We start from the raw sequence: 17856 nt of genomic DNA on the forward strand, positions 1-17856 counted from the left end.
GCTAGTCTTTTTCTGCTACCACATCGTAATCCAGCAGCGCCGGCACCCGCTGCTGTAATTGCAACTCTATTTTATCCAGCTCCTGCATCCGCTGACAAAACAGCGCCGATTTCTCTTCCAGCTCTACCGCTTTGGCATCCAGCCCGGAATTGATCTTATTCACCAGGGCGCCCACGGCTTGCCATTCCTGGTTGTCTGAGCGCTCAAAGTTGTTATCAGAATGACGCAGCGCATCACGCAGTGCGCCCCACACAGCGCCAACAGTATGCCTGGCCAAATTATCCAACTGCGGTTTCAGCTCGCCGTGTAAGAAATAATCCAGCTCATTCAGGCTTTGCGGGGCCAAATAGAAATGCTCGTTGGTGCGGACAAAACGCGACATCCATTGAAAGGTGGTTTCACGTACCAGCTCGCGCCATTCCGCTTGCTGGGCACTGCTGCCAATACCGGTAAACATGGCTTCGATACTGGATAAACCCAGTTCAACACCGTCAACCGCAATGCTGACAATTTCCGGTACAAATTTACGCAAGCCCTGGCTGTAACGCTGTAATAAGGCTGTTTCTTCAGCGTTAAGCGTTACCCATTCGCCACGGATAAACAGTTGCTCATCGGCGTTGATCTGCACATGAGTGCGGTTATTTTGCATAATACGGATATGTTCAGGCGCAATAAGAATACCGTGGGCAAAAGCCATATTGCACTCTGCCGCCTGCAGCGGCGCTGCCAATAACAGTATTATCAGAATATAAAAACGTTTCACCACTTTTTGTCCGGCTGCTTGTTCGGTTAAAGCTTAAGCCAGTGCGGCGGCAAAGGCACTGCGCCATGCCGCAACTAAGCTGCAAACTATCGAAACAACGTTAGAAGAAAGGTTCAATCGCCGGGCTACCATCAACCAGCAATACCTTAGACGGGCCATATTCGCGTCGGCTGCGGATCAAGTCTTTACCAAAGTGCACTTCTACCGCAGAAAACAGTTGCTGACGTACCACTATCTGCGTAGCCGCCAGTTTTTCTTTACGTTGCTGCTCCAGTTGCTTCACGTCTTCAATCAACGCCAACGCAACACTTTTATGTTCATCAAAATCGTCTTGTAGCTGTTGCCGGCGCAGCTCAATTTGGGCATTACCTTCAATTTTTTTCAGCTTTTCCAACTGCTCGCGAATATCCTGCATGTCCGTTTTGGCGGCCGATATACTGGCACGCAATATGTCTTGCTTCTCGGCTATAGGATCAATTAACCGGTTTAGCTCAACCAGTACATTGCTGCTGGAAGGGGCGCCCAGATTGCCGGTAAAGATACCGTAATCAAGATAAAAATAACCGCCGATTAGTTTACCGTTCGGGTTATCCTCCGGCCCGGCATACACCTTGGCGGCAGCCACAGCACAGTGCATCATCTGTTTATTCACATACACGTTGCCGTCGCAGGCCAGCCGGGCATATTGCGCCAGGTTGCACTGAATATCGCCTTTAGCTCTAAGCTCTGTGCTGTATTCGCTGTCTTTTTCTGCCGTTGGCAGTTGATGGCCGATAACAGAGCCACCAATTTTAATATCACCACCGGCTTCTATCAGCGTGCCTTCAACAAAGCCTTTAACGAACACATTGCCGCCGGCTATTACTTTCATGCCTTCGGTTACATCGCCGTTTACCACCACAGAGCCGCGAAAAATAATATGTCCGGTGGCTAAATCAACGTTCTTTACGGTAAAGACTTCATCAACCGTAGCACCGTGTTCTATTACGCGGGGTAAGCCATCACGCGCAGCTTGCAATAAATCCGGATCGGTAGCAGATAACTCACTGCCCTCGGCCAAATTCCATTCAATACTCTGGCCTGGCGTGGCCGGTAAGGCAGTGCCGGTTACTGTCATGCCATCGACACCGGCAGTGGGCGGATGACGGCGCATTAACGGCTCACCGGCACGGATAGCAGGGATTACACCAAAATCGCGCAAATCGGCTTTTTCTTCGGATTGTAACAGCGGTTTATTGCGCCGGCTTTCCATATCAGGAATTAACGCCTCAAAGCGGGAATTCTCACCATTGACCACATTACGACCGCGGGCAATCACCAGCTTTACCTTACTGCCCGGGTCACCTTTACTGGCATGAGTTACCAATTTAATAATGTGTTCTTTGCTAAAGCCAAATACTATGCCGGCTTCCTGCGCGCCTTTAACCAGCACATTAGCAGACACCGGCGCTCCGCCCCAGGCGGCCGTTATAACTGCAGCAGCAGACATAGCGTCTTCTGCAATATCAAAGCTGAGCTCAGCATCACGCTTCTCAGCTATACGATAAGTGAGCGTAGTGCCTTCCGGCTGCAGTTTATCTTTAATTTTCTTTTGAATTTGCTGATATTCCACCAGCAGATTAGTTATTTGATCCTGAATAACCAGGCAGCGGCCAAAACCGGCAGCCTGCAGTTGAGTTGCTACGTCATGGGCGCTTAACGCGTCTGAGGTGACAGGCACGGTTATTTTTATACTATTGTTGTGCTCGGTAAATTGCATAAGGCATCACACTTTTGATTACTGCAAGAAAGCTCAACTAATGAAACAAATAACCGCCCTAAAGGCAAGCCCTGTTTAGTGTTGCAGGGCTATTACTGCCGGAAATATCAGATATAGTTTTCCTGATGGATACGGATAAACAAATCTGTACCTTTTTTACTGTAATCAACTTTATATTCTTTATTATTGATTGCCTGGATAAACAGTAACGTTTTCACTTCGCTAAATACATCCGAGCTGGAGATGTCCACCACTTCCATATAGCGATCTTTGGCTTCACCACGATTGGCCGGTACGCTCTCGGTAAAAATTTTAACGCCATGCCGTGTCACGATGACCGCAGGATCATCGTCGTCATTTACCAACACTAAATCCAGCTTTTTGTTTTTGTGTATCAGTGTGTTACGACCACTAACCAAATAAGGTTTTTCGTAATTATTCATTCACTAGCCTACGTAATATCCGATAATGCCAATATTATGATACAGACAGCCCGGAGTGTCTAGGTGACTGTATTTTGTATTAATTGTAGTCTGGCCTGATTAATCTGCCGACACAAATGTTCGCTATCGCTTTCGTCAAAGTTTACCGGCACAAAAACATCGAAGCCTGTAGCTGCAGATAAACGCTGCATGCGCCAGGCAAACGCAGCTTTAATACCGTTATATTGTTGCTCTGCCGTGCGAAAATGGCTGTTTTCTGCCAGTAATTCGCCGGCACATTGCCCGTTGCTGCAGCTTTGCCGTACTGCTTCTATGTACAGTGCCCGTTGCTCGGTCATAAGCCGTACCGCCAACCGCAGCGGTAACTGCGCCAAAAAACTATCGTAATCTGTTACTTTAAAACCAATATAGCCAAGGCGCTGTTGTTGGTACTGCGGTACTCCGCTATATAAAAAACTGTGCCACGGCAGGCTCCAGCTACCGTTCCGATGACAGTAGCGTACAGCCTTATCATCGTACTGCAGAAAATACTGTGGTTCAGCCAGCTTGGCCCAGCCGGCAAACATGCCCAGCAAGGCCACAACAAAGGCAATGGCATGCATTACAGCAAGCTGTTGCACCCACATCAAACTCAGCAGCAATACAAATAAACCAAGCGTACTGAACAGCATCAGTTTTGCGCCGCCGCGGCTGGCCTGGCCCTGAATTTTCACCGCTTGCATCTGATCTATACTCCTGGCGGGTCGATACTGTTTATGATGGCACGCTTTGCACAATAGTTCAGCGTTTTGCTACTAAATTGTGCCGCTATCGGCGTAAAGTGACGGCTGCGAATCGACCAACACCGCCGCTACTGCGATAACAGGGAATCTAACAGGGTGTTTCTTCCATACAATAAGGCAGAAATTATTATCAGGTGTTACACGGGGTTACTGTGGCAAAATTACATTCAAAATTAATTTGGGTGATTTTAATCGCTCTATTGGTGTTTATCGGTTATTTGTACTGGTTACCGGCACAACAAACTGACAACCGGCGCGCAGCAGCCGCCGTGGCGGTCAGTACAGCCAAAGTGGAAACCAAGCCGATGATCCGCAGCGTAAACTCGCTGGGTACCGGTATTGCCAACCAGTCTATTCAGTTAATCTCGCCAACCAGCGACTTTATTACCGAGCTCAACGTTCGTGAAGGCAAAGCGGTGCAGCGCGGCGAGGTTATTGCCAAATTACAAGATGTTGATGAACGCGCCAGAGTAACAGAGCTGGAAGGCATTCTGTCAGAGCAAAAACGCCAGCTGGACCGGTTAAAAAATCTGGCTAACACCCAGGCAACCGCGCAATCGCTGCTGGATGAACAAATTACCCGGGTTAATACCACCCTGGCCCAGTTAAACAGTGCCAAAGCACAGCTGGCGCAAATGACCATCAGCGCGCCCTTTGCCGGTTATCTTGGCTTACGCCAGGTAAGCGAAGGCGCTTATATCAATAGCGGCACTGTTATCACTACCCTGGACGATTTAAACACCCTGCGCGTCGCCTTTAGCGTAGCGGAACACTATTTGGCGGATATCAAGCCGGGTATGCCACTTACCGTAACCAATGCCGCGTACGGCAATATCAGTTTTAACGGCAAGGTTAGCGCCATTGACACCCGGCTGGATCCGGTTACCCGCACGGTAACAGTGCATGGTTCCCTGGAAAATAAAGATGTGCGCCTGCGTCCAGGCATGCTGCTGAATGTCAAACTTGAGTTGGACAACCGCGTGGCCATGCAAATCTCAGAAAAAGCCCTGGTACCGCAGCAGCAAAAGCAATTTGTCTATCTGGTTGGCGATAACAACACCGTATCACAGGTGGAAGTAACCATCGGCCAGCGCGAGCCGGGCTGGGTGGAAATTCTCACCGGGCTGAAAGAAGGCGACGAAGTGGTAGTAGAAGGTATTCAGAAACTGCGCTCCGGTGTCACCATTAACCGTGTCGGAGGCTAATTATGTGGCTATCTGATACCTCGGTTAAGCGGCCGGTTTTTGCTACGGTTGTTAACCTGTTGCTTATCGTGTTTGGTATTGTTTGCTTTAGCATGCTGCCGCTGCGCGAATACCCCGATATTGATACGCCTATTGTCAGTATCGGTACCAATTACCCGGGTGCTTCGGCGGAGATTGTCGAGTCAAAAATTACCCAGTTGCTGGAAGACCGCATCAGTGGCGTCGAAGGCATTAAAAATATTAACTCTACCAGCCGCAACGGCCGCTCTAATATTTCAATTGAGTTTAATGTAGAGCGTGATATTGATTCAGCCGCTAACGATGTGCGCGACCGCGTATCACGGGCGCTGAATAACTTGCCGGATCAGGCTGATCCGCCGGAAGTGTCTAAAGCCAGTGATGATGAAGACACCATTGCCTGGTTTGTGTTAAACAGCGAAACCATGACCTCGCTGGAGCTGACCGACTATGCTGACCGCTACATTGTTGAGCGTTTCTCTGTGGTCGACGGTGTGGCCCGTCTGCAGTTAGGCGGTTCCCGTGATTATGCCATGCGGATTTGGCTGGACCGTGATGCCATGGCATCACGCGGCGTCACCGTGCAGGATATTGAAGCGGTGCTGCGCGCAGAGAACGTTGAGCTGCCGGCGGGTAATATTAAGTCGACAGAACGCGACTTTACCGTGCGCGTGGTACGCACTTATAAAACTCAGCAAGACTTTCGCCGCCTGGTAATTAAACGCGGCGATAACAATTACCTGGTGCGCTTGGGCGAAGTGGCCGATGTACTGTTAACCGCCGAAAACGAGGAAAGCGAGTTCCGTGGTGACGGTAAAAACCTGCTGGGTATCGGTATTATTAAGCAGTCAAAAGCCAATACGCTGGAGGTAGTGCGTAATGCCCGCGCTGAAATGGAACGGATTAAGGCCACCCTGCCGGACGGCACTACTATTGAACCAGGTTACGACTCTTCGCTGTTCATCGCTGAATCCATTAAAGAAGTGTACAACACCCTGGGCATTGCCATGGTGCTGGTGGTCGTGGTTATCTTTTTATTCTTAGGTAATATCCGCGCTACTTTTATTCCGGCGGTAACGGTGCCGGTAGCATTGGTAGCAGCTGTTACCGTGCTGTTTGCGCTGGATTTCTCCGTTAACCTGCTTACCTTGCTGGCCATGGTTCTGGCTATTGGTTTGGTAGTAGATGACTCTATCGTCGTGCTGGAAAACATCTACCGCCGCATTGAGCTGGGCGAGCATCCGTTAGTGGCATCATACCGCGGTGCGCGCGAAGTAGGCTTTGCAGTGGTCGCTACCACTCTGGTATTAATTTCGGTGTTCGTACCGCTGGTGTTTATGCAGGGACAACTGGGCAAACTGTTTACTGAATTTGCGCTGGCTATCTCCGCCGCAGTAGCCTTTTCCAGCGTCACGGCGCTGACATTATCTCCTATGCTGTGCAGCAAATTACTCACCCACCAAAAACGCGAGAGTAAGCTGGGACTATGGTTACATGCTGCCTTTCATAAGCTGGAAGCAGCTTACCGCCGGCAACTGGAGGTAGTTTGCGCCACCCGCTGGCCGGTGATGATCGTGGTGTCGTTATGTTTTGTTGCCAGTTATATGTTGATAAAACTGCTGCCCTCAGAGCTGGCACCGGTAGAAGATCGCGGCACCTTTTTCGTTATGATGAGCCCGGCAGAAGGCGCCAGCTACACCAGCAACAGCCGCAATATGCGTCTGATTGAAGATGTACTGATGCCCTATTATCAACAGGGCGAGTTTAACCGCCTGCTGGTACGGGTGCCCGGTTGGGGTAACAGCGGTGGCGTTGCCATTGTAGGTACAGAAAACTGGCATAACGGTAAACGCCGTACCGAAGAACTAATGGGTGAAGTGGGCAAAAAGCTGAATGAAATTCCCGACGTACGCGCCTTTACCTTTATGCGCAGCGGCCTGGGCGGCGGCGGTGGCGGCGGCCGGCCGATTCAGTTTGTTTTGCAGGGTAATACCTACGAAGAACTGGCGCGCTGGCGTGATATTGTGATCAACAAGGCGGCAGAAAATCCGAACATTCTGATGCTGGATCACGATTACAAAGAGACAGTACCCCAGGTGTTGGTGGAAATTAACACCGAGCGGGCCGGCGATCTGGGCGTATCAGTTGGTGCTATTGGCCGCTCACTGGAAGCCATGCTGGGCGGGCGGCGGGTAACGACTTTCCTTGACCGCGGTAAAGAATACGACGTGATTCTGGAGGGTTTGGATGAAGACTTCGCCCAGCCCGGCAGCATTACCAATGTGTATTTGCGCTCAGAGACTTCCGGCGAGCTAATCCCGCTGGATAACTTAGTTACCCTGCGTGAAGAGGCAACCTCGTCCAGTTTAAACCGCTACAACCGGATGCGCAGCATTACACTGACCGCCAGTATGGCACCGGGTTACAGCTTGGGTGAAGCGCTGGAGTACCTGGAAAATATCGTTAAAACGGAAATTCAGGACACGGTCGGTATTGATTATAAAGGTGAATCGCTGCTGTTTCAGGAAAGCGGCAGCTCCACGCTGATGGTGTTTATTCTGGCGTTACTGATCACTTACCTGGTGCTGGCCGCCCAGTTTGAAAGCTTTATTCACCCGCTGGTGATCCTGATCACAGTACCGCTGGGTTTGGTGGGTGCGTTATCGGGCTTGTATTTCAGTGGCATGACACTGAATATTTACAGCCAGATTGGCCTGGTAATGCTGATTGGCCTGGTGGCGAAAAACGGTATTTTAATCGTGGAATTTGCTAACCAGTTACGCGACGCCGGAGTGGAATTCAGTACAGCAATCCAGCAAGCCGCCACCCAGCGCTTGCGGCCGATTGTGATGACGGCCTTTACCACCGCAATGAGCAGTATACCGCTGATAGTGGCTACCGGCCCGGGCTCAGAAAGCCGGATGGTGATCGGTATGGTGATTTTCTCCGGAGTAGCGCTGGCTACCCTGATGACTATCTACGTGGTCCCGGTAACTTACATGGTAATAGCGCGCAATACCGGCTCACCCAAGCGCTTAGAGCAAAAACTGCATAGGCTGGAAAACGAAGCGCCGGACGAACACGCCGCTGATGAAGTGCATCCGAGCTGATGTAGCTCTCTGGGTAAATAAAGGCGCCTCCCGGCGTCTTTATTATTTCGCCGCAGTTAAAACGGTAACACCGCGCCATCCCAATTCAACAAAGCGCCGCTTTGCTGCGGTTGCAGAGCTGCAGCTACCTGCGCCAGGCGCTGCGCAGTTGCTGCCGGGCTTTGCAGCTGCCCGTGGGGCAAATTTTGTTGAAACGGTTGTGACAAGTCGGTATCAGTCGTGCCAGGGTGTACACTTACCACAGCTGCGGTTTTGTTTAACCGCCCTACTTCAATGCTGACATTTTTTACCAGCATATTCAGCGCAGCCTTACTGATCCGGTAACTGTACCAACCGCCGAGGCGGTTGTCGCTGATACTGCCGACTTTAGCGCTTAGCACCAGTACGCGCACCGCCGGGCTTTTACACAAATAAGGAAATAACTGCTGCAGGTACATCGCAGGTACTGCAACATTAGTATGCAGGCGTGTCAGCAATACCTGTGTATCGAGCTGGCGGATGGTTTTCTCCGGCATTGCACTGTCGTCATGCAACACCCCGTTGCAGATAAATACATAACTGACAGCCTGGCTGAAAATCTGCGCCAACAGCGCGGCTCTGCGCTCTGTGTCTGCTGCGCTATCAGCTGCGCTGTCGCGATACCAATGCAACTTATCAGCGTCTAGTGCAGGTGGTGCAGCCTTGCGGCTAAACGCATACACTGTGCTGCCTTGTTGCAAATAATGCTGTACCAGCGCCTGGCCAATACCACTGCCGGCGCCAATTACTACTGTGGCCGCGTTCATACTGCTACCGCCGCAGCCAGCTGCCTGCCACTTAAAAAGGCATTTTCTACCCGACCGCCATTGAGCCAGTCACCACAAAGCCCGAGCGCAGCTTCGGGCTGATAAACAAAACCCGTTACAGCAACATCCTCAGCCTGCTGCGCATAGCGCCAGCGATGGCATACCGAGGCTTTTACCGCTATGGCCCGGCCCAATATACGTTGCAGCTCTGCCGCTGCAAGCGGTGCTATCTGCTCTGGCTGTGCTTCCAGATGTTGTGCGGAAAAAGCAGCATTAAAGTGCACCAGCCAGTGCTCGCCCGCGGCGCGTCCGGGCTTTGTTGATTGCCGCGCCAGCCAGCTTAATGTAGGGTCGTCTTTTACAAAGATTGCCGAAAAAGCCAGCGCAGCGGCTTGCGTCAGCTCAAGGTCTACCGCCCAACACGGCAACAAGGCCGGTTGGCTAAATAATGCTGCAAGCAGTGACAGCTGCGCTGAACAAGGCGCCAGTAACTGCGCCGCCTGTTGCTGCGGCAATGCCAGAATAAGCTGCTGAAAACTGCCCAGCTGCGTATCGCCACTGTACAACTGCCAGTTAACGCCATCAAAGCGAATACTGTCGATACGGCAATTGCTTTGCAGCTCAATGCCGGCCAATAAACGTTGCACCGGTGCCTGCATCGACGGCACACCAATATAACGTACTGTATTATCCGGCGAAGCTATCAAGCGGCCCTGGTCATACCGTGCTGTTTCGCCATGCCAGCGGGCAATAACATTATCTGCCAGCCACTGCTGACACTGCTGGTTAAACACCTGGCTGCGGGCAGTAAAATATTGCGCGCCCAAATCCAGATAGCCGGTCGCTGTGCGTTTGCTGCTCATGCGCCCGCCGGCAGCACGACCTTTATCAAACACTACTACTTGCTTACCCAGCCGCACCAGTTCATGCGCGCAAGCTGCTCCGGCAATACCGGCCCCGATAATGGCTATCGTCACAATAAAAGTCCTGTTTAATGTTTTACCGCCTGTTTACGCTGCAGCCCGGGTACAGGATCAGCCCGCTTCATCGCATCATCTGCTACAGCTATGGATACTGGTGCATCTGCGACGATTAAGATACATTCAATGTTTTACCAGCGGAGAAACACAATGGCGATACAAACTGCAACCTTTGGTGCCGGCTGTTTTTGGTGTTTGGAAGCGGCTATGAACCAGCTTAACGGCGTTATTCAGGCATTAAGCGGCTATATGGGCGGCAGTGCCGACAGTGCCAATTACCGCCGTGTCTGTGACGGTGATACCGGCCATGCCGAAGTGGTACAGGTAGAATTTGATGACAGCATTGTCAGCTATCAGCAGCTGTGTCTGGTGTTTTTCAGCCTGCACGACCCAACCCAGTTAAACCGCCAGGGTAACGATGTCGGCACACAGTACCGCTCGGTAATTTTTTATCACAACGCGCAGCAACAACAAAACGCACAGCAGATGCTGGCAGAGCTGAGCGCAAAACAAGTGTTTAGCGCCGACATAGTAACGGAGCTAAGCCCGGTGTCGGCTTTTTACCTGGCAGAAGAGTATCATCAGGGTTATTTTTTACAACATCCGGAGCAAGGCTATTGCCAACTGGTTGTCGCCCCAAAGATGGCAAAGTTCAAACAGCACTATACTGAACTACTAAAGCGCTGATGCACCGGCGGCAAAGCGCTGTGCCACCTTGCAATAAACGGGAATACTATGACTTACCGTATTGTGTTGCTGCTCTGCCTTGGCCCGCTGCTGTCATTTATGCCGCGGGCAGAACACAATGTAACGCTGACATTTTGCTATGAAGATAAGCAACTGTTGCCCTATTACACCGGCGAAGGCCATGCTGCGGCCTATTTGCCGGGCGTGACCATTGAACATTTGCAAGCCAGTGCGGCAGCGGCCGGCAACATAAGGTTGGCTTTTGTCCGCTTTCCCTGGCGCCGCTGCCTGCAAAAACTGGAGCAAAATGAAGTAGATGCATTGGTAGCTACCTATTTGCCGCAGCGCAGCGATTTTGCAGTTTACCCGATGACAGCAGACGGCAAACCGGATCCGGCCCGCGCAATGAGCCGCCATGCCACTTGCCTGGTACATAGGGCAGATAACGATATTCAACATAAAATCACCCAACAGCACGGTGGTTTGGTGGTATCCAGGCCGCTTGGTCACTCTAATCCGGATTATCCGGCAGGGATAAGTGTGGTGCAGGTCCATTCACAGCAGCAAGCCTTAGAGCTGGTGTTGTCCGGTCGGGTCGATGCCACTACCACATTGTGCAAGGTAAACGGTGTCGCCGGGGCAGATCGGCAAAGCCTGCGTAAACCGCTGCGATTGGTATACCCGCCGCTGTATGAGACCACCGGTTATCTGGTGTTCAGTAAAGGGTTTTATCAGCGCCATCCGGCTTTGGCAGAGCAATTATGGCAACTGCTTGGCCGCACTATAGAGCCGCAGCGTTATTATGACTATCTGCACTATCCGGATATGTAAACGGAAAAAAAGCGCGCCGGGCACCTTGGCCACAGCACGCTTTTTTAACGACTACCGTTGTTACTGCGGCGTATAGCTGACACTGATACCAAAGTTGGTACCCTTCGCGGCAAAACCATGGTTGGTGTAATAGTCTTTATCAAACAGATTATCAACTTTAGCTCGCAGTACTAATACCGGTGATACCGTATAACTTGCGCCTACACCCCATAAAGTATGGGCTGAGGCATCGGGAAAGTTACTACCCGTTGCCCAATCAAATGGCTGCCTGGTTCGGCTTTGATAATCGGCAGTGATAAAAGCAGACCAATCATCCGCACTGAAACTACCCCGCCAGTTAATACTGTTTTCCGGACGCAACAACAACCGGGTATCACTCGATTTGTCGCGCGCATCCAGCCAGGTATAAGCAAAGCTTTGTGACCACTGCTGCCACTGATAAGCCACACTGAACTCTATGCCTTCAATACCAGCTTTGGCGATATTTTCCGGTTTATCAATAACCCACTGAATAAGGTTAGTTACGTCGCGGTTAAACCATGCCAAACTGACTTGTGTATCCGCTGTTGTAAAATCCAGCGCCAGTTCATCAGCAACTGCGTGTTCCGGCAGTAAATCCGGGTTATTAGAGCCGGGGAAATATAAATCATTGAACGTTGGTGCTTTAAAAGCTGAGCCACGACTTGCGCGCAGTGCCCAGTGCTCATTGAACTGATAACCAGCCGCAAGCTGCCAGGTGTTATTGCTGCCATACTGAGTTGCATTGTCCTGTCGCGCAGCAGCTTCAAGCTTTAACTGACTCAGCTGGTAACTAACACCGGTAAACACAGCCCGGTTAGTACGGCTGTCACGCTCAAAGTTTGGTGCGGCTTTTGCCACTTCTTCCTGATACCAGTTAACCCCCAACAATACTCCCAAATTGTCGGTAAGATCCGTTGTGGTTTGATAGTTGAATTCATCACGTTCGGTATTAAACGGGCTGCTGGACACAGGCCCGAAACTGACATCACGATCCAGCTGGCGGCTAAGCTGAGCCTGATGCTGCCATGCACCAATTTGATGTCCCCAGCCCAATAAATAGGTGCGGTTTAATGTATCGGCTTGATCTTCTGTACCCCAGGATGTATCAAACTCATAGTAGCCGGAGTTAACATCAACCTGCGTTGTCCATAAACCCAGCCCGGTTTGATAATCTGCCGCTACTTTAATAAATTTCTGGTTGTAACCATCCCGATCCGGATCTTGTGCCGGTTGCACGTTATAACCGTCAGCACGGCTTGCACCTGCGGTGGCGCGCACAGTAAGTTGATCCACAGTGTGGCTTAAACTGATATCAGTTCCCGCCTGGCCATCACTACCAACATTGGCATTTAACTCAACTGCACCGGCACGTCTTGTGGTAATGGCGATAACACCAGCCAGTGCATCTGAGCCGTACCAGGCAGCACGTGGGCCGCGGATCACTTCAATACGTTCAATCAGTTCAAGCGGCAACATTGCCAATGATTTCGCCCCGGCAGTAGCCGAGCCACTGCGCACGCCGTCAATCAGCACCAGAGTGTGCTTGGTTTCTCCGCCGCGAACAAAAATACTACTCAGCTGGCCGCGGCCACCGTTACGGGCCAGGTTAATACCCGGCAGTTGTGCCAGTAAGGCTGACAAATCGTTGGCCTGGCGTGCGACGATATCATCGCGCTCCAATACCGTCACACTGGCCAATACGTCCTGTTGCGGCGTGGCGGTGCGATTAGCATAAATACTGATATGTTCGATGTTCTCAGCGATAGCCGGAAAACAGGATGCGACCAATACGGCCGCCAAAGCAGGTTTAAACATGTAAGCTCCGAAAACGTGCCCGCCGCACATTTAGTCTGGTTGAAGGATTTTTCCGGCCGGTCTCCGGGCTGACAACCTGCTTGCGCCTGCATTCGCCTTCCCATCTTGCGACAGTGGCCATGAATGCAGCTCAGTTGTTTACCGTTGCGGGGGCAGCTCTGGATTTACACCAGATTCCCGTTTACCTGCAGTTAACTGCAGCACCAGAAAAAGCGGCTCCCTGTCGGAGCCGCGTGCAGTTTAGCGTGGCGAATAAAAAAGTCAACAGCGCTCCGGATGGCTAAAACAGCCAAGCGCCGCGCAATTTAGTCGCGGAAGTTGGTGTATTGAAAGGCTTGTTCTAATTCTGCGCCACGAATAAGCGCTATAGCTTCTTGCAAGTCGTCACGTTTCTTGCCGGTTACCCGCACCTGGTCACCCTGAATGGCCGCCTGCACTTTCATTTTGTTATCTTTAATCAGCTTCACCAGCTTTTTCGCCATATCCTGCTCAATGCCCTGCAACAGGCTGACACTGAGGCTATAGGTTTTACCGGAATGCACGACATCGCCCTCTTTAAATGAGCGTACATCCAGGCCGCGCTTTACCGCTTTGGCCAGAAAAATTTCCAGCATTTGCTGCAGCTGAAACTCCGCCTCCGCTTTCATGGTAATAACTTTCTCTTTCAGGCTGAATTCTGCCTGCACGCCGCGAAAATCAAAGCGGGTGGTTAATTCGCGGTTAGCGTTTTCCACCGCATTCAGCACTTCTTGCTGATCTACTTCTGACACAATATCGAATGAGGGCATTAAAAGTCTCCTTAGCATAAGCCTTTCTGTCTGCTGGTGATTATAACCAGAAAACTGCTACAATCCGAGCGCCGTTTCTGACAGGGGGTAGCTGTGTCTCAGGTTTTTTATCGTTGGGTATGCGTATTGTGCTTTGTGCTGGCTACTGCCGGCTTTTTGGCTGAGCTTAGCGGTCACCGTATTGGCGGCGGTTTTGCCCACATGGACAAAATTGCCCATTTCGGCATTTTTACGCTGTTAACGGCGCTACTGTGGAAGGGTTTTAAACTCAGCCCCTGGCCGGCATTTCTGTTTTTGGGCCTTTATGGTGGCGCAGTGGAATTAGCCCAGCACAACTTTACCCGCCGTAACGGCGATTGGTGGGATTGGCTGGCAGATATCGGCGGCGTGTTGTGCTTTTACCTGATACGTGCCCTGTGGCATCAAATACGTCCGCGCAGCCAGCGCTGAGCTGGAGCATAGTTGGCCACGGCGCCATTGGTTTACTGGCCGCCAGCCGGTTACAACTGGCCGGCTATAAACCCGGGCTGTGGCTGCGCCAGCCTGCGCCTGTCAATATTCAGTTTCAGCAACAACCATTACAATTTTTACCGGCGGTGCCGCCGCTTAGCGCGGTATTAGTGCCGGTAAAAAGCTATGCGGTATTGGAAGCCGTAACAACACTGCTGCCGCATTTAACCAGCGATGCACAACTGGTACTGAGTCACAATGGTATGGGCAACATAGAACAGGTGCTGCCATTGTTGGCGCCACAACAGGGGTTATGGTTTTTAACCACCACCCACGGTGCACTAAAACAAGCTCAGAGCATTTTACACACAGGTTTGGGCCAAAGTGTACTGGCGCCGCTTAACCGCGCGGCACAGGCTCACAGCGGTGCCGTTAGCGCCGCGATGGACTGCGCACTGGGGCCGGTTGCGTTAACAGAGGATATTCAGCCGTTTTTGTGGCAAAAGCTGGCAATCAATGCGGTCATTAATCCGCTGACGGCACTGCATAATTGCCACAACGGCGAGTTGGCGCAACCGCAGTATCAGCAACATATCAGCGCTATTTTACACGAAGTATGTCAGGTAGCCGCAGCAGCCGGCTATGCGCTGCACTATGAGGTTACGCTGGAAAGAATACATGCAGTAATACAAAGCACAGCAGCAAATTTCTCATCTATGCAGCAGGATATAGTGCATCAGCGGCGCACTGAAATTGAGGCCATTAACGGCTATATAGTGGCGCAAGCGGCGCGTTTTAAGCTTGCAGTACCGCATAATGCGCAGTTGCTGCATCTGCTGCTGCAACTGCAACAAGGTTATGGCCGGTAAACCGCCACATTGCTAAACCCCTGTTCTTGTAAGACAACCGCCTGCAAGCGGCTCATGACACCGCGCTCACAGTAACAGTAATATTGTTTGCCCTGATCCAGGTTGGCAAACTGCGACGCCAAACGAAAGAACGGCATTTCAACTACTTCATGCCCGGCCACAGTAAGCGGCTTCAGCTCAGTTTCTTCCGGGCTACGGATATCCAATACCACAGCAGCCGGCGGTAGCTGCGCTAACTCGCTGACAACATGAGCTTGTTGCTCAGCCTGGTAATCCACAGTGCGGATATCCAGCACTTTCGCCGTTTGCACCGCCTGTTGCAATACGCTGAAATCAAACTTCTGCTCGTTGGCCAGCACCTCCGCCAGTACAGCGTTTACTGTTGGTTTTTTTGAAATGACACCGCAATATTCCGGCATGCTTTTGGCAATATCTTCGGCGCCGATCTTACGCGCCATATCAATAATTTCCTGCTTGTCCTGATAAATCAGCGGCCGCAGGATCAGTGTTTCGGTAACACGGTCTATGACATTCAAATTAGTAACAGTTTGGCTCGATACCTGGCCGATACTTTCACCGGTAACAATGGCTTTAATACCGAGGCTGTCGGCCACTTCACTGGCCGCGCGCATCATCATGCGCTTGAGCACCACGCCCATTAAGCCATTGTCGATAGTTTCTAAAATCTGATCCACCACTGGGGCAAAGTTAACACTGACAAACTTTACTTTGTGCGACAGGCTGTATTTTTGCCAGATAAGAAACGCCATCTCGCGTACGCCGGCTTCATGTGCAGCGCCACCCAGATTAAAAAACAGATAATGGGTGCGCAGGCCCTTGCGGATCATCAGGTAGCTGGCTACCGCAGAGTCATAGCCGCCGGAGATTAATGACAACACATCAGACTGCGAAGGCAACGGAAAACCGCCCATGCCCTGGTGCATCTTGCGCACCATGATCAGCAGCTCTTTTTTAATTTCCAGCGTTACCACCAAATCCGGCTTTTTCAGTTGCACTTTGGCGCTGGCAACATGCTGGTTTAAACCACCACCAATGTAGCGCTCAGCTTCGATGGAGCTGAATTCATGGCTGCCACTGCGACGCACTCTTACGCTAAAGGTTTTATTCTCCAACTGCGATGCATATACCGCCAGTACCTGTTCAAAAATATCATGCAGGCTGCTAAAGGCTGAGGATTGCATTTCAGCGAAAGCGACCACGCCCGGAATACACCCCAACCGGTCAATTAAGCGCTGGCGCAGCACTTCATCATCGCTGTCGCAGCGCACAGTAAGATGATCAAAGTTGTTATTAACCACTACGGTAGGGTCTACCTGCAGCAGGATCGTTTTCAGGTTACGTTCCAGCAACAGGGTTTGGCGTTTACGCACTGATCTGCTTTTAATGGCGATTTCAGGGTGTAATTTGATAAGGAATTCAATCATCGGGTAGCAGCATAGTTAAGCAGGAAAAAAAGTGGCGCAGATTATAGCGGATCTGTAGCTAAAGACCTAATCTGCGCTTTGTGCCAAACTAATTTTGTCACAGCCTGATTTTGTGCCTGGCTGGTTTTGTCGCAACCTAGCTTTGCGGCGCGGCTGGCGGTTCAAGGCTGATAGGATCAGACTCTTTCGCTTTACCCTGCATAATGGCAATTTCTACCCTGCGGTTGCGCCGCCGGCTCAGTTCATCTTCATTCGGTACCAAAGGTTTGGTGTCGGCATGCCCCGCCACCACTAAACGCGTGCGGTCAAAGCCATCGGCTTTAACCATTTCTGTCGCCACCGATACCGCCCGTTTAGCCGATAAATCCCAGTTGTTGCTATGCAGCTCGTCCGATACCTGAATATCGTCGGTATGGCCGGTTACTGTGATCTGGCCCGGTACCTCATTTAACAAGCCACCGATACGCTGAATAATCGGTTTAAAGCGCGGTTGCAAAAATGATGACCCGGACGGAAAAGAGCCGTTTTCGCGAATGCGGATAATAATTTGCTGCCCGAGGGATTCCAGCTCTATGGCACCGTCGACAATTTGTTGCTCCAGCTGTTCGGCCAGCTTTTTTACCATTTCGTTGGTTTGTTCCTGTTGCGCCTGAGCTTCGGCTTCAGCAGAGGCCTGCTCGCCATCCATAATTTCTTCAGCATTGCTGATCGACTGGCCGCCGCTTAAATCCTCACGCTGCTCCTGACGCCCGCCGGCTGAGTCCTCTTCGCCGGCCTGAAATTCGATAACCTGCTGAGTAATGTCGATGGTTTGCTGCTGCAGCGTTTCAATCGGCGTTGGGTCCGGCCGGCCGGGGCGAAACTCCATCGCAATCACACTGGTGCCTTTGGGGATATCTTCTACTTCAATTTTGTTTTGCACACCAAAAGCAAATTTCATCGAGCCGGCAATTTGCTTAAATTTCAGCACGTCCATCTCGGAAAACGCCAACAGCAATACGAAAAAGCACATCAGCAGTGCCATTAGGTCGGCAAAAGTGCCCATATACTGCGGTAGACCAGGCGGTGGACATTTACATTCTTCTTCTGCTTGCTCGCTCATAAC

16 protein-coding genes and 1 riboswitch are annotated in these 17856 nt (G+C 51.2%); of the genes, 6 read left to right on the forward strand and 10 right to left on the reverse strand.

Annotation, left to right across the window (positions count from 1 at the left end; all coding sequences use genetic code 11):
* Position 1: 1 nt before the first annotated feature.
* From Q8O77_RS03730 to Q8O77_RS03745, 4 genes are all read right to left on the reverse strand, one after another.
* Entirely contained in the window at positions 2-763 is a 762-nt protein-coding gene (locus Q8O77_RS03730) for a DUF2884 family protein (RefSeq protein ID WP_305551529.1), read from the reverse strand.
* A gap of 100 nt (positions 764-863) precedes the next feature.
* Positions 864-2522, reverse strand: coding sequence for a FapA family protein (locus Q8O77_RS03735; protein WP_305551530.1), 1659 nt, complete (start codon positions 2520-2522; stop codon positions 864-866).
* A 107-nt stretch (positions 2523-2629) separates the two neighbouring features.
* Entirely contained in the window at positions 2630-2965 is a 336-nt protein-coding gene (locus Q8O77_RS03740) for a hypothetical protein (protein ID WP_305551531.1), read from the reverse strand.
* Between the two features lie 59 nt (positions 2966-3024).
* Complete coding sequence (locus Q8O77_RS03745) at positions 3025-3687, reverse strand: DUF2982 domain-containing protein (protein WP_305551532.1); 663 nt, start codon at positions 3685-3687, stop codon at positions 3025-3027.
* A 212-nt stretch (positions 3688-3899) separates the two neighbouring features.
* On the opposite strand from Q8O77_RS03745, the gene Q8O77_RS03750 reads away from it, so the two are divergent.
* Positions 3900-4952, forward strand: coding sequence for an efflux RND transporter periplasmic adaptor subunit (locus tag Q8O77_RS03750; RefSeq protein ID WP_305551533.1), 1053 nt, complete (start codon positions 3900-3902; stop codon positions 4950-4952).
* 2 nt (positions 4953-4954) lie between these two features.
* Positions 4955-8080 carry an efflux RND transporter permease subunit gene (locus tag Q8O77_RS03755; protein ID WP_305551534.1) on the forward strand — a complete coding sequence of 1042 codons (3126 nt, stop codon included), beginning with the start codon at positions 4955-4957 and terminating at the stop codon, positions 8078-8080.
* A 56-nt stretch (positions 8081-8136) separates the two neighbouring features.
* On the opposite strand, the gene Q8O77_RS03760 is transcribed toward Q8O77_RS03755, so the two are convergent.
* On the reverse strand, positions 8137-8865 hold the full coding sequence (locus Q8O77_RS03760) for an SDR family NAD(P)-dependent oxidoreductase (protein WP_305551535.1): 729 nt from the start codon (positions 8863-8865) through the stop codon (positions 8137-8139).
* Positions 8862-9842, reverse strand: a complete 981-nt coding sequence (locus Q8O77_RS03765; RefSeq protein ID WP_305551536.1) for an NAD(P)/FAD-dependent oxidoreductase — start codon at positions 9840-9842, stop codon at positions 8862-8864. Before Q8O77_RS03765 ends, Q8O77_RS03760 begins: the two co-directional genes overlap by 4 nt.
* 153 nt (positions 9843-9995) lie before the next feature.
* Here Q8O77_RS03765 and msrA point away from each other — a divergent pair, with 153 nt between their 5' ends.
* Positions 9996-10532 carry a peptide-methionine (S)-S-oxide reductase MsrA gene (gene msrA / locus Q8O77_RS03770; protein WP_305551537.1) on the forward strand — a complete coding sequence of 179 codons (537 nt, stop codon included), beginning with the start codon at positions 9996-9998 and terminating at the stop codon, positions 10530-10532.
* Positions 10533-10580: 48 nt separating this feature from the next.
* Positions 10581-11363 carry an ABC transporter substrate-binding protein gene (locus Q8O77_RS03775; protein WP_305551538.1) on the forward strand — a complete coding sequence of 261 codons (783 nt, stop codon included), beginning with the start codon at positions 10581-10583 and terminating at the stop codon, positions 11361-11363.
* 60 nt (positions 11364-11423) lie between these two features.
* Here the strand turns inward: Q8O77_RS03775 and Q8O77_RS03780 are convergent, their stop codons facing one another.
* Together Q8O77_RS03780 and Q8O77_RS03785 are read right to left on the reverse strand one after the other, a co-directional pair.
* The gene (locus Q8O77_RS03780; RefSeq protein ID WP_305551539.1) at positions 11424-13199 is read right to left on the reverse strand and encodes a TonB-dependent receptor domain-containing protein; all 1776 of its coding nucleotides are present in this window, start codon (positions 13197-13199) and stop codon (positions 11424-11426) included.
* Positions 13200-13235: 36 nt separating this feature from the next.
* Positions 13236-13422, reverse strand: a riboswitch (cobalamin riboswitch).
* 82 nt (positions 13423-13504) lie between these two features.
* Entirely contained in the window at positions 13505-13987 is a 483-nt protein-coding gene (locus Q8O77_RS03785; protein ID WP_305551540.1) for a YajQ family cyclic di-GMP-binding protein, read from the reverse strand.
* A 93-nt stretch (positions 13988-14080) separates the two neighbouring features.
* Between Q8O77_RS03785 and Q8O77_RS03790 the strand changes: the two genes are divergently transcribed.
* Together Q8O77_RS03790 and Q8O77_RS03795 are read left to right on the forward strand one after the other, a co-directional pair.
* Positions 14081-14437 carry a VanZ family protein gene (locus tag Q8O77_RS03790; RefSeq protein WP_305551541.1) on the forward strand — a complete coding sequence of 119 codons (357 nt, stop codon included), beginning with the start codon at positions 14081-14083 and terminating at the stop codon, positions 14435-14437.
* On the forward strand, positions 14404-15306 hold the full coding sequence (locus Q8O77_RS03795) for a ketopantoate reductase family protein (protein WP_305551542.1): 903 nt from the start codon (positions 14404-14406) through the stop codon (positions 15304-15306). The genes Q8O77_RS03790 and Q8O77_RS03795 overlap by 34 nt, the downstream gene beginning before the upstream one ends.
* Here the strand turns inward: Q8O77_RS03795 and thiI are convergent.
* Positions 15294-16751, reverse strand: coding sequence for a tRNA uracil 4-sulfurtransferase ThiI (gene thiI / locus Q8O77_RS03800; protein WP_305551543.1), 1458 nt, complete (start codon positions 16749-16751; stop codon positions 15294-15296). The two genes, Q8O77_RS03795 and thiI, sit on opposite strands and share 13 nt — an antisense overlap.
* 136 nt (positions 16752-16887) lie before the next feature.
* Entirely contained in the window at positions 16888-17853 is a 966-nt protein-coding gene (locus tag Q8O77_RS03805; protein ID WP_305551544.1) for a flagellar motor protein MotB, read from the reverse strand.
* Positions 17854-17856: the final 3 nt, after the last annotated feature.

Source organism: Rheinheimera sp. (genome assembly GCF_030690345.1).
In the GTDB taxonomy this organism is placed as follows: Bacteria; Pseudomonadota; Gammaproteobacteria; order Enterobacterales; family Alteromonadaceae; genus Alishewanella.